The sequence below is a fragment of the Arenibaculum pallidiluteum genome, assembly GCF_017355985.1.
Classification (GTDB): domain Bacteria; phylum Pseudomonadota; class Alphaproteobacteria; order Azospirillales; family Azospirillaceae; genus Arenibaculum; species Arenibaculum pallidiluteum.
In genome coordinates this window covers 436,625-451,087 of the sequence record NZ_JAFIQU010000002.1, presented here as the reverse complement: position 1 = coordinate 451,087, position 14,463 = coordinate 436,625, and the positions used below count along the sequence as shown (strand labels likewise).

Genomic DNA, 14,463 nt, shown 5'->3' with positions numbered 1-14,463 from the left:
CGCGCCGGGCTTCGCTTGCGCAGGCGCCGGGATCGGCTAGAGTCGGCGCCCGTTCATTTGCGGAGACCTCAGCCGTGACCGCGCTCGCCCAGACCCATGACGCATCGCTCGCCGCCGAGATGGAGGCGCTCGGCCGGGCCGCCAGGACGGCCGCGGCCGTCCTGGCGCAGGCGCCACGGGCGCGCAAGGACGCGGCGCTGCACGCCGCGGCGGTGGCCCTGCGCGCCGGCATTCCCGCGATCCTTGAGGCCAATGCCGCCGATCTCGCCGCGGCGCGGGCGCGGGGGATCCCCGCCTCCTTCATGGACCGGCTGTCGCTGGATGCCGGCCGCATCGAGGGCATCGCCCGCGGCCTCGAGGAGGTGGCGGCGCTGCCCGACCCCGTGGGCGATGTGATCGCCGAATGGACGCGGCCCAACGGGCTGCTGATCCAGCGGGTGCGCGTGCCGCTCGGCGTGATCGGCATCATCTACGAGAGCCGTCCCAACGTGACCGCCGATGCCGGGGGGCTGTGCCTGAAGGCCGGGAACGCCGCGATCCTGCGCGGCGGCTCCGAGAGCTTCCAGTCCTCGCGCGCCATCGTGGACTGCCTGCATGCCGGGCTGCGGGCGGCGGGACTGCCCGAGGCGGCGATCCAGCTCGTCCCGACCACCGACCGCGCGGCCGTAGGCATCCTGCTGTCCATGGACCGGCATGTGGACGTGATCGTGCCGCGCGGCGGCCGTTCGCTGATCGAGCGCGTCGCGGCCGAGAGCCGGATTCCCGTGATCAAGCACCTGGACGGCCTCTGCCACGTCTATGTCGACGGGGCTGCGGACGAGGCCAAGGCGCGCGCCGTGGTGCTGAACGCCAAGATGCGGCGCACCTCGGTCTGCGGCGCCGCCGAGACGCTCCTGGTCGACCGCGCGGCGGCGCCCCGCCTGCTGGCCCCTCTGGTGCGGGACCTGCTGGAGGCCGGCTGCGAGGTCCGCGGCGATGCCGCGGTTCAGGCGGTCGATGCGCGGGTGCGGCCGGCCGCCGAGGCCGACTGGGACACCGAGTACCTGGACGCGGTGATCGCGGCGCGGGTTGTCGACGGCGTGGAGGCGGCGGTCGAGCACATCGAGCGCCACGGCTCGCACCACACCGACTGCATCGTCACCGAGGACGCGCGTGCGGCCGAGATCTTCCTGAACCGCGTCGACAGCGCGATCGTGCTGCTGAACGCCTCGACCCAGTTCGCGGATGGCGGCGAGTTCGGCATGGGCGCCGAGATCGGCATCTCCACCGGGAAGATCCATGCCCGCGGCCCGGTCGGTGCCGAGCAGCTGACGAGCTACAAGTACATCGTCCGGGGTGACGGCCAGATCCGCCCGTGAGCACGCCGCGCCCGCCGCTCTTCCCCCCGCCCCGGCGCCTTGCCGGGCGGGCCTGGGACGGGCTCGCCGTCGGCCTGCTCGGTGGCTCCTTCAATCCCGCCCATGCGGGCCACCGGCACGCCAGCCTCGAGGCGCTGCGGCGGCTCGGCCTGGACGCCGTCTGGTGGCTGGTCAGCCCGCAGAACCCGCTGAAGGCCCGGGCGGGCATGGCGCCCCTGGCCGAGCGGCTGGCGGGCGCCCGCGCCGCGGCCCGCCATCCCCGGATCGTGCCCACCGCGATCGAGAGCAGCCTCGGCTCCGTCTACACCGCGGAAACATTGGCAAGGCTCCGAGCGTTCTTCCCGAGGACACGGTTCGTGTGGCTTATGGGAGCGGACAACCTGATCCAAATTCCGCGCTGGCAGCACTGGGAGCGAATCTTCCGGGATGTGCCTGTTGCCGTGATGGACCGGCCCCCATATTCTTCGAAGGCACTGGTCGGCAAGGCCGCCCAGCGCTTCCGCGGCCGGCGCCTCAAGGTGCCGCGGGCACGCCGGCTGGCCCGAACAGCCCCGCCGGCGTGGGTCTTCCTGACCCACCCGCTTCACCCGGCATCGGCTTCGGAGATCCGCAGGCGACGCGCGATCGCGTCCGCCCCAAACCGCGAGAGGTGAGCACATACCGACCGATACCCATACGGCGCCCGATTACGGCGCCATCGCCAAGCGCCTCAGCGACGTCGCCACGAAGTCGCTGGACGACGACAAGGCCGAGGACGTGGTCGTGATCGACCTGGCCGGCAAGACGACCATCGCCGATTACATGATCATCGCCTCGGGACGCTCGAACCGCCAGGTCGGCGCCATGGCCGAGCACCTGAACAGGAAGTTCAGGGAGGCCGGGGTCCACGCCGTGGAGGTCGAGGGCCTGCCGCAGGCGGACTGGGTCCTGATCGACGCGGGTGACGTGATCGTCCACCTGTTCCGGCCCGAGGTCCGGTCCTTCTACCAGCTCGAGAAGATGTGGGGCGTCGAGCCGCCTGCCATCGGCCAGACGGACGAGGCGATCTACCGCTACGCCTGAGCCGGAGGCTTGGCCGGAAGGGAGGCGGGCATGCGGGTCCTGGTGGCCGCGATCGGCAAGGCGCGGCCCGGCCCGGCGCGCGACCTCTATGAGGAGTACGCCGGGCGCCTGAGCTGGCCCCTGGCCCTGAGGGAGCTCGAGCTCCGCAGGAAGCTGCCGGCCGAGGAGGCCAAGCGGCAGGAAGGGGTGCTGCTGCTGGGAGCGGTGCCGCAGGGCGCGGTTCTGGTGGCGCTCGACGAGCGCGGCCGGCAGATGGGCAGCGAGGCCTTCGCCGCGCGCATCGGGACCTGGCGCGACGCCGGAGCGCAGGACCTCGCCTTCGTGATCGGCGGCGCGGACGGGCTGGATCCCGCGGTCACGGCGCGGGCCGATCTCGTCCTGGCGCTCGGCGCCATGACTTGGCCCCATATGATGGTGCGCGCCATGCTGGCGGAGCAGCTCTATCGCGCACAGACGATCCTTGCCGGACACCCCTACCATCGCGCTTGATTTTGGGCGCATATAGGTGCGCCGGGGGGCGCCCCGGCGGCCCGCGCCGCGACAACCAACCACCGGAAAAGATCATGGCCGCGACCTCAGACACTCGACGTCCCCGCCCTGTGATGCTCTGCGTGCTGGATGGATGGGGCTGGCGCGAAGAGACCGCGGACAATGCGGTGGCGCAGGCGCGCAAGCCCAACTTCGACCGGCTGTGGAAGGCCGGGCCGACCGCATTCCTCCAGGCTTCGGAAGAGGATGTGGGGCTGCCGCATGGCCAGATCGGCAACTCCGAGGTCGGGCACATGAATCTCGGGGCGGGGCGGGTGGTGTTCCAGGACCTGCCGATGATCGACAAGGCGATCGCCGGCGGCGAGCTCTCCCGCAATGCCGCGCTCGGTGCGCTGGTCGAGACACTGCGGCAGGGGCCGGGCACCTGCCACGTGATGGGGCTCGCCTCGCCGGGCGGCGTGCACAGCCACCAGAACCACATGGTGGCGCTGGCCAGGTTCGTCGCGGGAGCCGGGATTCCCGTGGCGCTCCACCTCTTTACCGACGGACGCGACGTCCCGCCGCAGAGCGCGCGCGAGCAGGTGGCCAAGCTGATGGCGGACCTGCGCGGGGTTCCGGGGGTGCGCTTCGCGACCGTGTCCGGCCGCTACTACGCCATGGACCGCGACAAGCGCTGGGAGCGCGTCGAGAAGGCCTATGCCGTGATCGCCGCGGCCCAGGGCCAGGCGGCCGCCGATCCCGTGGCGGCCATCGATGCTTCCTACGCGGCCGGGGTCAACGACGAGTTCATCCTGCCCACGGTGATCGACGGCTACACCGGCATGGTGGACGGCGATGCCGTGCTGATGACGAATTTCCGGGCGGACCGGGCGCGCGAGATCCTGACGGCGCTGCTGGATCCCGCCTTCAAGGGGTTCGAGCGCAACAAGCCCGTACGGATCTCCGCCGCGCTCGGCATGGTGGAGTATTCCGAGGCGCTGAACGCCTTCATGCGGGCGATCTTCCCGCCCAAGCAGCTCAGCCACACCCTGGGCGAGGTCGTGTCCGAGGCCGGGCTTGCCCAGCTCAGGATCGCCGAGACCGAGAAATACCCGCACGTCACCTTCTTCTTCAACGGTGGCGAGGAGCGCCAGTATCCCGGCGAGGAGCGCATCATGGTACCCTCGCCCAAGGTCGCGACCTATGACCTCCAGCCCGAGATGTCGGCGCCCGAGGTGACCGAAAAGGTCGTGGCCGCCATCGACAGCGGGAAGTTCGACCTGATCGTCCTGAACTACGCCAACCCCGACATGGTCGGCCATACCGGCGTCCTGGAGGCCGCGATCAAGGCCGTGGAGACCGTGGATGCCGGGCTCGGCCAGGTCGAGGCCGCGGTGCGGCGCCAGGGCGGCGCGCTCCTGGTGACGGCCGACCACGGCAATTGCGAGCTGATGCGCGACCCCGTCACCGGCGGGCCCCACACGGCCCATACGCTGAACAAGGTCCCCGTGATCCTGGTCAACGGGCCGGACGGGGCCCGGCTGCGCAACGGCCGCCTGGCGGACGTCGCGCCGACGCTCCTGTCCCTCATGGGGCTGCCGCAGCCGGCCGAGATGGACGGGCATTCCCTGATCCTGGACGACGCGGCGGCGAAGGCGGCCGAGTGAACTCCGGCCCCGCCGCGGCGGCGCTCGCGGGGCTGGCCCTCTGCCTGCCCGCAGCGCTTGCCGGCGCGGCGAAGGCGGCCGATCCCGGGGACCCGTCAGCCCAGCTCCAGCGTCTGGAGAGGGAGCTCTCGGCCGGCGGGCGCCGCGAGGCGGAGCTGGCGCGCGAGGCCGAGCGCCAGAACGCCGAGCTGGGCGCGCTGCGCAGCCGCCTGATCGAGGCCGCCGAGGCGGCCCGGCGCGCCGAGACCGAGCTGACCTCCTCCGAGGAGAAGCTTCGCATCCTGGAAGGCCAGGAGCGCGAGCAGGCCTCGCGCCTGGAGGCCGACCGCGAGCGGATCGCGAAGCTGCTGGAAGCGCTGGTGCGCGTCGCGCGCATGCCGCCCGAGGCCCTCGCCGCATCGCCTGGCAATCCCCTCGACACCTACCGGGGCGGCCGGCTGCTGGGTGCCGCGCTGCCCGACCTGCAGGCGCAGGCCGAGGGGCTGAGGCAGGCGCTGGACCGGTTCGCCGCGCTGCGGCGGAGCATTTCCGAGCGGCGGGTCCAGACGGCCCAGGGGCGGGACGAGCTGGTGCGCCGCCAGACCGAGCTCCGTCAGCTCGTCGCGGCGCGCGAGGCCGCCCTGGACCGCACGGAGCGGGAGCGCCGGCAGGCCGCTCAGCGCGTCGCGGCCCTGGCGGCGGAGGCGCGCGACCTGCGCGAGCTGATGGAGCGCCTGGAGGCCGAGCGCCGCGCCGAAGCCGCGCGCCGGGCCGAGGAGCGGCGGCGCCAGGCGGAGGCCGAGGCGCGCGCCGCGGCCGAGGCCCGGGCCGAGGCGACTCGTCGCGCGGAGGAGGAGCGCCGCCGTGGCGAGGCGGCGGAGCGGCAGCGCTCGGCGGCAAGGCCGCCCACGGCGCCGTCCCAGCAGGGGGCGCCGCTGCCGGCCGCCGGGCGCGTGGTGACGCGCTATGGCGAGGCCGATGCGCTGGGCGCGGTGAGCCGTGGGCTCACCATCGAGACCCGCGCGGGCGCCACAGTCACGTCACCTTTCGATGGTTCCGTCGTCTTCGCCGGCCCCTTCCGGGGCTACGGGCTCATCTTGATCGTCGAACACGCCAACGGATACCATAGCCTCATTGCGGGATTGGGCCGCATCGACGCACGGGTCGGACAGCAGGTTCTCGCCGGCGAGCCCGTCGGGGCCATGGCCTCGGCGGAGGGGAGCCCCGGCCTGTACTTCGAGTTGCGGCGCAACGGCCAGCCCATCAACCCGCAGCGCGGCATCGCCGTTTCGGATGGGAAAGGACAAGGCTAGATGATGAAGAAGCTTACCGCGGCGGGCCTCGTCGGCATCGCGTTCCTGCTCCCCGCCTGCATCGCGACGGCGGAGACGAACTCGTCCGAGACTTACCGTCAGCTCGACCTGTTCGGCGACGTCTTCGAGCGCGTGCGCTCGGAATACGTCGAGAAGGTCAGCGACGAGCAGCTGATCGAGAACGCGCTGAACGGCATGCTCAGCGCACTGGACCCGCATTCGAGCTACATGAGCCCGAAGAACTTCCAGGACATGCAGGTCCAGACCCGCGGCGAGTTCGGCGGCCTCGGCATCGAGGTCTCCATGGAGAACGGGCTGGTCAAGGTCGTCTCGCCCATCGACGACACCCCGGCCTTCCGCGCGGGCCTCAAGCCCGGCGACTTCATCACCCATCTGAACGGCGAGGCGGTTCTGGGCATGCAGCTCAGCGACGCCGTCGAGAAGATGCGCGGCCCGGTCGGCAGCGACATCAAGCTCACCATCCGCCGCGGCGACACCGCCGAGCCCTTCGACGTGACACTGCGGCGCGACGTGGTGCGGATCCAGTCCGTGCGCTCGCGGGCCGAGGGCGATGTCGGCTACATCCGCATCACCACGTTCAACGAGCAGACCCAGCAGGGCCTCGACCGCGCCGTCCAGCGCCTGAACGAAGAGATCGGCGGCAAGCTGATCGGGTACGTGCTGGACCTGCGGAACAACCCCGGTGGCCTGCTCGACCAGGCGGTCTCGGTGTCCGACAGCTTCCTCGACAAGGGCGAGATCGTCTCGACCCGCGGCAGGAATCCCGACGACGGGCAGCGCTACAACGCCAAGGGCGGCGACCTCGCGAAGGGCAAGCCCGTCGTGGTGCTGGTGAACGGCGGCTCCGCCTCGGCCTCCGAGATCGTCGCCGGCGCCCTGCAGGACCACAAGCGGGCGATCATCCTGGGCACCCAGTCCTTCGGCAAGGGATCGGTCCAGACCATCATCCCGCTGCGCAACCGCGGCGCGATGCGCCTGACCACCGCGCGCTACTACACGCCCTCCGGCCGCTCGATCCAGCAGCTCGGCATCACCCCGGACATCGAGGTGCAGCCCGCGAAGGTCGAGGAGATCGCCCAGGCCCAGTCCCAGCGGCGGCGCGAGGCGGACCTGCGCGGCTCGCTGCGCAACGACAACCCGACCGGACAGAGCCGGCCGCAGACGCCGCCCGGCGGGGCGGCGCCCACGCCGGGCACGCCTGTCCCGGTTCCCGGGGTTCCGGGCGCGACGGCCCCGGCCAATCCCCCGGCCAACCAGAACACGACGGCGCCGATGCCCGGCCAGCCAGGCAGCGATGACGTGGACTACCAGCTCGTTCGGGCGGTCGATCTGCTGCGCGGCGTGACCCTGTTCAACAGCGCCCGCCAGGGCGGCTGACCGGACCGGGGGGAGCATGGCTGCGGCCGTGGGCGCCGGGGGGCGCCGGAGAGCGGGGGGCGGCCTGCGCCGCCTGCTCCCGCTCCGCTGGCGCGGCGGCCGCACGGCCGAGGCGGCGGTGGAGCTCGACGAGCCGCCGAGCGGAAAGGCCCGGATAGCGCTGATCCTCGGCTTCGCTGCGGCCGTCGTGATCGGGGCCGGCGTGCTGTGGTACGTCTTCTCGGCCGGTGACGGCGCCGATTCCGCGGCCGAATCCACCGGCGAGACGGTGGAGCTCGAAGGGCCGCATGTGGTGGTGCCCGTCCAGGAGCGCCGGCCGCCCCCGCCCAAGCCGTCGCTGGCCGACATCAACCTGCCCGATGCGCAGGTGCCGCTGCTTGCCGCGCCCGCGGATGGGCTGGTCGAGCAGGGGCCGGCGGGACCGCTGCCGCGGGTCGCCGAGGACGGGCGGAGGCCGTGGCAGGCCTATGCGCGGCCCTTCGTGCAGGACGATCCACGACCGCGCATCGTGCTGGTGGTCGCGGACATGGGCGTCTCCGCCACCGCCACGGAGGCCGCGATCCGGCAGCTTCCGGGGGCCGTGACCATGGCCTTCCCGGCGGCGGCCCCCGGGATCCAGGCAGGCGTCGAGAAGGCCCGCGCCGACGGCCACGAGGTCCTGCTGGACCTGCCCATGGAACCGCAGGGCTATCCCGCCGACGATCCCGGGCCCAACACGCTGCTGACCGGGATCGGGGCGGACCAGAACCGCGAGCGCCTGCTCTGGGCCCTGTCGCGGGCCACCGGCTATGTGGGCGTCACCAGCCTGACCGGGTCGCGCTTCACGGGGCAGCGCGACGCGCTGCTGCCGGTCTCGCGCGAGATCGGGCAGCGGGGGCTGCTTGTCCTCGACGGCCGTGTGACCTCGCGCAGCCTTCTGGCGCGCCAGGCGACCGAGCTCGGAATTCCGCGCGCCCTGGGCGACGGCTTCCTGGACGCCGTACCGAGCGCCGCCGCGATCGACGCCGAACTGGGCGCCCTGGAGGAGATCGCCAAGCGCCGCACCGCCGCGGTCGGGATCGTCGGCGCCTATCCGCTGACGCTCCAGCGGCTGGCGGCCTGGATTCCGACGCTTCGGGACAAGGGCTTCGTCCTAGCGCCGGTCAGCGCCGTGGTGAACCGCCAGGCGGACCGCTGACCCGCACGGCGTAGCGCAAGACGCGATGAGAGGCCGATGACCAAAGCCGCCGATCTTCCCTACCGCCCCTGCGTCGGCATCATGCTTGCCAATGACGAGGGGCTCGTCTTCGTGGGCCGGCGCAAGGATACGCCGGAGGCCTGGCAGATGCCGCAGGGCGGCATCGACCCCGGCGAGACCCCCGGCCAGGCCGCGCTGCGCGAGCTGGAGGAGGAGATCGGAACCGCCAGGGCCGAGATCCTGGCCGAAACCCAGGGCTGGCTGCGCTACGACCTGCCGCCCGACCTGCTCGGCAAGGTCTGGGGCGGCCGCTGGCGAGGGCAGGAGCAAAAATGGGTGCTCTGCCGCTTCACGGGCCGCGATGCCGACGTGAACCTGGCCACCGCCCATCCCGAGTTCGACGCCTGGCGCTGGGTCCGCCCGGAGGAGACGGTCGAGCTGATCGTTCCCTTCAAGCGCGACATCTACCGTGCCGTCGTGGCCGAGCTGGCGCCGCGGATCCCGCGCTGACCCGTTCCTCGCCGATCGCTCCCGCGGACATGCGCCGCCCGCCGGCACCGCCTCGGGAACCCCGGCGCCCGGCGCGCGGTTGACCGGGCGAACCCTTCGCAGGAGGAGCGGCATGTCCCGCACGCCCGAGAACCCCGGCCCGACCCGCGCCGACGAGGATATCCCTGTCGCCACGATCCGCGGGCAGCAGCACACCTGGAACCACGAGGAGCGTCCCCAGAACGAGAAGGAGGGCAACGAAGCCTTCGGCGGCACCCGCAAGGGCGCCGAGAACGTGGAGTCCGGAAAGGTGGAAACCGGGGACGCCGGCAAGGACGGCTGAGGAGCGCCTGAGCCGGGATCAGGCGTCGGTCCAGCGGCGCCGTTCCCGGCGCCCCTCGAACCAGCGCGCCAGGGCGGCGATCGGCGGCCGCAGGACCGGCAGGTCGAGCGCGAGCAGCAGGACGCCGAGCGGCAGCATCCAGAAGCCCAGGATCGGCAGGAAGCCGAGGACGCCGCCCGCCATCAGCAGCACGGCCGCCGGCACCCGCACGCGCGTGCCGCGGCGGCCACGAAGCCAGCGGAGCCGGCCCGAGAAGCTCCGGGGCAGCCGGCGCTCGAGCCGCCGGAACAGCCCGTCTATCACCGCGTCATGATCCGTATACGCCAAGGGGTCCTCCTGCTGGGCGGAGGTGATGTGGGGGCTCGGCGCCCGTAGCGCCAGGGCGCGCGAGGTTGCGCAAGCGCGATCAAGGCCGGCCGGGCTAGGATCAGGTCCGTTTCGCAGGGGGCCCGCGGTGAGAAGCCGGATCACGACACGCCATGCGACCCGTATCGACTATGCCCGGAGGGTCGAGCGCGCGATCGCCCATATCGCCGCGCATCTGGACGCACCGCTGGACCTGGAGAGGCTTGCCGCCGTGGCCTGCTTCTCGCCCTGCCACTTCCACCGCATCTACCGCTACCTCGCCGGCGAGACGGCAGCCGAGACAGTGCGCCGGCTGCGCCTGAACCGTGCGGCCAAGGCGCTGGTCGACGGCGCGGAACCCGTCGGCGAGATCGCCAGGGGGGCCGGCTACGGCGACACCGTCGCCTTCACCCGCGCCTTCCGCTCGGCCTACGGCGTTCCGCCCGCGGCCTACCGCCAGCGCCGAAGGCTGGCCGTCCTCCATGGACAGGAGATCCACCCCATGTACCGCGTCGAGTTCCGCGAGATGGCGCCGCTGCGCCTGGCCGCCATCCGCCATGTCGGTCCCTATATCGGGATCGGACCCTGCTTCGACCGCCTCGGCGCCTGGGCCGAGGCCCGGAATATCACGCGCGGCGATGCGCGGATGGTCGGCATCTACCACGACGATCCCGGATCGGTGCCGGCGGCGGCGTTGCGTTCGGATGCCGGCGTGACGCTCGACGCGGCCGCGGAGGCCGCCGTCGCCGCGGAGTGCGCGGACGACGGCCCCATCCGCCTGCTGACCCTGGATGGCGGGCGCCATGCCGTGATTCTCCACCGCGGCCCCTATGCCGAGCTGGAGCGCGCCTATCGCTGGCTGTACCAGGACTGGCTGCCCGGCAGCGGTGAGGAGGCGGCCGACCGGCCCTGCTTCGAGGTCTACCTGAACAGCCCGCGCAGCCTGCCGCCCGCGGACTGGCTTACCGAGATCCACCTGCCCCTGGCCGGGACCGCGCCTCGGGCGGTCTGAAGAGGGGCCTCGTCCCGGCACGCCGGACGCGCTAGGTTGCGGCCAGGCGGGCGGGGTGGCATGGCGCAGTTCGATGTGGTGACGGCGAGGCTGGTCCTTGCCCTGGCTCGGGACGGGTCGATCGCCCGGGCGGCGGAGCGGGAGAGCATCGCGCCATCGGCCGTCAGCCGCCGCATCGCGGACCTGGAGGCGCGCCTCGGCGTCTCGCTGTTCGACCGCACGCCCCAGGGCGTGCGCCTGACCGATGCGGGGCAGGCCTATGCCGACGGCTGCCGTGCGATCCTGAGGCAGGTCGAGGACCTGGACGTCGTCATGGCCGACCATGCGACGGGGCGGCGCGGGTCCCTGCGGCTCGCCTCGACCAGCTCGGCCCTGTCCGGGCGCCTGCCCGAGCTGCTGGCGCTCTTCGCGCGCGAGCAGCCGACGGTCAGCCTGCAGATCCAGGAGATGACCGCGGCGGCGGCGCTCAGCGTGCTCGAGGACGCGCGCGCCGACGTGGCGATCGTCGCCGACTACTACGACTTCGCTGCCTTTGCGGTGGAGCCCTTCGAGGCCGACCGGGTCTGGGTGATCGCGCCGCCGGGCCATCCGCTGGCCGCGCGCATCGCCGAGGGCGGCGAGATCCCCTTCGCCGAGGCCACGGTCCACGAGGTCGTCGGGGTGCGGCAGACCGGCGCGCTCGACCGGCTGATCAACGAGGCCGCGCGCAAGCTGGGCCGGTCCCTGGGCGAGCGGGTGCGGGTCGACAGCTTCCCCGCCCTGGTCCGCATGGTCGAGGCAGGCTTCGGCATCGGCTTCCTGCGCCGCACCAGCCTTCACCTGCTGGCGGGAACCGACCTGGTCGCGGCGCCGCTGGGCGATGCCTGGGCCCAGCGGCGCCTGCTGATCGCGACCCGCAAGGATGCGCCGCTCGCCGCGCCGCTGCGGCGGTTCCTGGAACTCTGCCGCGAGACCCGCGATCCCGAGCTCGATCGCGAGGCCCCATAGGGCGGGGGGCCGTGGGATGAAGGCCCGCGCCGGCGGCCCGGGCATGAAAAAGCCCCGCCGGCAGGACCCGCGGCCCGGGCATGAAAAAGCCCCGCCGGCAGGACCGGCGGGGCGGGCAGGAAGGGGCCCCTTGCGGGGCCCCGGAAGGGCCGTCAGGCGGCCTTGACCATGTTCCGCAGCACGTACTGCAGGATCCCGCCGTTCTTGTAGTAGTCGACCTCGTCCAGCGTATCGATGCGGCAGGTGACCGCCAGCGTCTCGGTGCGGCCGTCGGCGCGGTGGATGCGCAGCGTCAGGTCCATGCGCGGCTTCAGCCCGGCCTCGACCCCCTCGATGTCGAAGGTCTCGGTGCCGTCCAGGCCCAGGGTCTGGCGGTTCACGCCGTCCTTGAACTGCAGCGGCAGCACGCCCATGCCGACCAGGTTCGAGCGGTGGATGCGCTCGAAGCTCTCGGCGATCACGGCCTTGACGCCCAGAAGGCGGGTGCCCTTGGCGGCCCAGTCGCGGGACGATCCGGTGCCGTACTCCTTGCCGGCGATCACCACCAGCGGCACGCCCTCCTCCTGGTAGCGCATGGAGGCGGTGTAGATCGGCAGCACCTCGCCCGAGGGCTGGTGCTTGGTGATGCCGCCCTCCTGGCCGGGGACCATCTCGTTCCGGATGCGGATGTTGGCGAAGGTGCCCCGCATCATGACTTCGTGGTTCCCGCGGCGCGCGCCGTAGGAGTTGAAGTCCGCCGGACGCACCTGATAGTCCATCAGGTACTCGCCCGCCGGGCTCGTCTTCTTGATGGAGCCGGCCGGCGAGATGTGGTCGGTGGTGATCGAGTCGCCGAGGATTGCCAGCGCGCGGGCGCGGTGCACGTCGCTGACGGGCGCGGGCTCGGGCTTCATGTCCTCGAAGAGCGGCGGCAGCTTCACGTAGGTGGAGCCGGCGGCCCACTGGTAAGTCTCGCCCGTCGCGGTCTCGATGCTCCGCCACTCGGCCGGGCCCTCGAAGACATTGGCGTAGCGGTTCCGGTACATCTCGGGCGTCAGGGCGCGCTGGATCGTCTCCTGCACCTCCTGGGCGCTCGGCCAGATGTCGGCGAGGTAGACGGGCTTGCCGTCGGATCCGGTGCCGATGGGCTCGCGCGTCAGGTCCAGCTTCACGTTGCCGGCGATGGCATAGGCCACGCAGAGCGGCGGCGAGGCCAGGTAGTTGGCGCGGGTGTGCGGGTTGACGCGGCCCTCGAAGTTGCGGTTGCCCGAGAGCACCGCCGCCACCACCAGGTCACCTTCCTCGACCGCCTGGGCGATCGGCTCGGGCAGGGGGCCCGAATTGCCGATGCAGGTGGTGCATCCGTAGCCGACCAGGTTGAAGCCGAGCTGGTCCAGGTAGGGCGTCAGGCCCGCGGCGGCCAGGTAGTCCGTCACGACCTGCGAACCGGGGGCCAGCGAGGTCTTCACCCAGGGCTTGCGCGTCAGGCCCTTCTCGGCGGCCTTCTTGGCGACGAGGCCCGCCGCCACCAGCACGCTCGGGTTCGAGGTGTTGGTGCAGGAGGTGATCGCGGCGATCACCACCGCGCCCTGGGGCAGGTCATAGCCCGCGCCATTGACCGGCGTCGCCTTGTCGTAGTCGGCGGCATTCATCTTGAAGGCGCCGGTGAACTCCTCCTTGAAGGAGGCGGAGACGTTCGAGAGCGGAACGCGGTCCTGCGGCCGGCGCGGGCCGGCGAGCGACGGCTCGACCGTCGCGAGGTCGAGCTCGAGCACGTCGGTGAAAACCGGCTCGGGCGAGGACGCGTCGCGCCACATGCCCTGGGCCTTGGCGTAGGCCTCGACCAGCGCGATGCGGTCGGCGTCGCGGCCGGTGAAGGCCAGGAACTTGATGGTCTCGGCGTCGATCGGGAAGATGCCACAGGTGGCGCCGTACTCGGGCGCCATGTTGGCGATCGTCGCCCGGTCGGCCAGCGGCAGGTTGTCGAGGCCGGGGCCGAAGAACTCCACGAACTTGCCGACCACGCCCTTCTTGCGCAGCATCTGGGTGACCGTGAGCACCAGGTCGGTGGCGGTCGAGCCCTCCTTCAGCCTGCCGGTCAGGCGGAAGCCGACGACCTCGGGGATCAGCATGGAGATCGGCTGGCCCAGCATGGCCGCCTCGGCCTCGATGCCGCCGACGCCCCAGCCGAGCACGCCCTGGCCGTTCACCATGGTGGTGTGGCTGTCGGTGCCGACCAGCGTGTCGGGATAGGCCACGGTCTTGCCGGTCTGGTCCTTGTCGGTCCAGACGGTCTGGGCGAGGTACTCGACGTTGACCTGGTGGCAGATGCCGGTGCCGGGGGGCACGACGCGGAAATTGTCGAAGGCGGTCTGGCCCCAGCGCAGGAACGCGTAGCGCTCGTTGTTGCGCTCGAACTCGAGCTGGACGTTCTTCTCGAAGGCCGTGGGATTGCCGAACTCGTCGACCATGACCGAGTGGTCGATCACCAGGTCGACGGGGCAGAGCGGGTTCACCTTCGAGACGTCGCCGCCCAGGGTCTTCACGGCCTCGCGCATTGCGGCCAGGTCGGCCACCGCGGGGACGCCCGTGAAGTCCTGCATCAGCACGCGCGCCGGACGGTAGGCGATCTCCGTATCGCTGCGGCGGTCCTTCAGCCAGGCAGCGCACGCCTTGACGTCGTCCACGGAAACCGTGCGCCCGTCCTCGAAGCGCAGCAGGTTCTCGAGCAGGATCTTCAGCGAGAAGGGCAGGCGGGACAGATCGCCCAGTCCGGCCGCCTCCGCAGCCTTCAGGCTGAAATAGTCGTAGGACTTGCCGCCCGCCTCGAGCGTGCGGCGCGTCTTGAGCGTGTCTTGGCCGGTGAACGTCGTCACTGTGGTTCCC

General features: G+C 72.0%; 14 protein-coding genes. 12 read left to right on the top strand and 2 right to left on the bottom strand.

Annotation, left to right across the window (positions count from 1 at the left end; translation table 11 throughout):
• The first annotated feature begins 74 nt into the window (after nucleotides 1-74).
• From JUB13_RS06115 to JUB13_RS06070, 10 genes are all read left to right on the top strand, one after another.
• Nucleotides 75-1,358 carry a glutamate-5-semialdehyde dehydrogenase gene (locus JUB13_RS06115; RefSeq protein WP_328702876.1) on the top strand — a complete coding sequence of 428 codons (1,284 nt, stop codon included), beginning with the start codon at nucleotides 75-77 and terminating at the stop codon, nucleotides 1,356-1,358.
• Nucleotides 1,355-2,011: a nicotinate-nucleotide adenylyltransferase gene (locus JUB13_RS06110; RefSeq protein WP_207477897.1), complete on the top strand. Its 657-nt coding sequence runs from the start codon at nucleotides 1,355-1,357 to the stop codon at nucleotides 2,009-2,011. The genes JUB13_RS06115 and JUB13_RS06110 overlap by 4 nt, the downstream gene beginning before the upstream one ends.
• Before the next feature lie 109 nt (nucleotides 2,012-2,120).
• The gene (gene rsfS, locus JUB13_RS06105) at nucleotides 2,121-2,420 is read left to right on the top strand and encodes a ribosome silencing factor (RefSeq protein WP_407928086.1); all 300 of its coding nucleotides are present in this window, start codon (nucleotides 2,121-2,123) and stop codon (nucleotides 2,418-2,420) included.
• A gap of 30 nt (nucleotides 2,421-2,450) precedes the next feature.
• Complete coding sequence (gene rlmH, locus JUB13_RS06100) at nucleotides 2,451-2,909, top strand: 23S rRNA (pseudouridine(1915)-N(3))-methyltransferase RlmH (protein WP_207477896.1); 459 nt, start codon at nucleotides 2,451-2,453, stop codon at nucleotides 2,907-2,909.
• Between the two features lie 74 nt (nucleotides 2,910-2,983).
• Complete coding sequence (gpmI, locus tag JUB13_RS06095; protein ID WP_207477895.1) at nucleotides 2,984-4,555, top strand: 2,3-bisphosphoglycerate-independent phosphoglycerate mutase; 1,572 nt, start codon at nucleotides 2,984-2,986, stop codon at nucleotides 4,553-4,555.
• Complete coding sequence (locus tag JUB13_RS31985; protein WP_207477894.1) at nucleotides 4,552-5,847, top strand: murein hydrolase activator EnvC family protein; 1,296 nt, start codon at nucleotides 4,552-4,554, stop codon at nucleotides 5,845-5,847. Before gpmI ends, JUB13_RS31985 begins: the two co-directional genes overlap by 4 nt.
• Nucleotides 5,848-7,245 (top strand): S41 family peptidase, encoded by a 1,398-nt coding sequence (locus JUB13_RS06085; protein ID WP_207477893.1) that lies wholly within the window; start codon nucleotides 5,848-5,850, stop codon nucleotides 7,243-7,245.
• A gap of 16 nt (nucleotides 7,246-7,261) precedes the next feature.
• Nucleotides 7,262-8,422, top strand: coding sequence for a divergent polysaccharide deacetylase family protein (locus JUB13_RS06080; protein ID WP_207477892.1), 1,161 nt, complete (start codon nucleotides 7,262-7,264; stop codon nucleotides 8,420-8,422).
• A gap of 36 nt (nucleotides 8,423-8,458) precedes the next feature.
• Complete coding sequence (locus tag JUB13_RS06075) at nucleotides 8,459-8,932, top strand: RNA pyrophosphohydrolase (RefSeq protein WP_207477891.1); 474 nt, start codon at nucleotides 8,459-8,461, stop codon at nucleotides 8,930-8,932.
• A 112-nt stretch (nucleotides 8,933-9,044) separates the two neighbouring features.
• The gene (locus tag JUB13_RS06070; RefSeq protein ID WP_207478120.1) at nucleotides 9,045-9,254 is read left to right on the top strand and encodes a hypothetical protein; all 210 of its coding nucleotides are present in this window, start codon (nucleotides 9,045-9,047) and stop codon (nucleotides 9,252-9,254) included.
• A gap of 18 nt (nucleotides 9,255-9,272) precedes the next feature.
• On the opposite strand, the gene JUB13_RS06065 is transcribed toward JUB13_RS06070, so the two are convergent.
• A complete protein-coding gene (locus JUB13_RS06065; protein ID WP_207477890.1) occupies nucleotides 9,273-9,581 on the bottom strand; it encodes a hypothetical protein in 309 nt (102 codons plus the stop codon).
• A 127-nt stretch (nucleotides 9,582-9,708) separates the two neighbouring features.
• Here JUB13_RS06065 and JUB13_RS06060 point away from each other — a divergent pair, with 127 nt between their 5' ends.
• Nucleotides 9,709-10,611: an AraC family transcriptional regulator gene (locus JUB13_RS06060; RefSeq protein ID WP_328702875.1), complete on the top strand. Its 903-nt coding sequence runs from the start codon at nucleotides 9,709-9,711 to the stop codon at nucleotides 10,609-10,611.
• A 60-nt stretch (nucleotides 10,612-10,671) separates the two neighbouring features.
• Nucleotides 10,672-11,598: a LysR family transcriptional regulator gene (locus JUB13_RS06055; RefSeq protein WP_207477888.1), complete on the top strand. Its 927-nt coding sequence runs from the start codon at nucleotides 10,672-10,674 to the stop codon at nucleotides 11,596-11,598.
• Nucleotides 11,599-11,750: 152 nt separating this feature from the next.
• Here the strand turns inward: JUB13_RS06055 and acnA are convergent, their stop codons facing one another.
• Nucleotides 11,751-14,453, bottom strand: a complete 2,703-nt coding sequence (gene acnA, locus JUB13_RS06050) for an aconitate hydratase AcnA (RefSeq protein WP_207477887.1) — start codon at nucleotides 14,451-14,453, stop codon at nucleotides 11,751-11,753.
• Between the last annotated feature and the right edge of the window lie 10 nt (nucleotides 14,454-14,463).

Coding starts and splice junctions, on each gene's coding strand:
- rlmH (WP_207477896.1), top strand. CDS start 2,451: ATGCGGGTCCTGGTGGCCGCGATCGGCAAGGCGCGGCCCGGCCCGGCG.
- gpmI (WP_207477895.1), top strand. CDS start 2,984: ATGGCCGCGACCTCAGACACTCGACGTCCCCGCCCTGTGATGCTCTGC.
- JUB13_RS06085 (WP_207477893.1), top strand. CDS start 5,848: ATGATGAAGAAGCTTACCGCGGCGGGCCTCGTCGGCATCGCGTTCCTG.
- JUB13_RS06080 (WP_207477892.1), top strand. CDS start 7,262: ATGGCTGCGGCCGTGGGCGCCGGGGGGCGCCGGAGAGCGGGGGGCGGC.
- JUB13_RS06075 (WP_207477891.1), top strand. CDS start 8,459: ATGACCAAAGCCGCCGATCTTCCCTACCGCCCCTGCGTCGGCATCATG.
- JUB13_RS06070 (WP_207478120.1), top strand. CDS start 9,045: ATGTCCCGCACGCCCGAGAACCCCGGCCCGACCCGCGCCGACGAGGAT.
- JUB13_RS06055 (WP_207477888.1), top strand. CDS start 10,672: ATGGCGCAGTTCGATGTGGTGACGGCGAGGCTGGTCCTTGCCCTGGCT.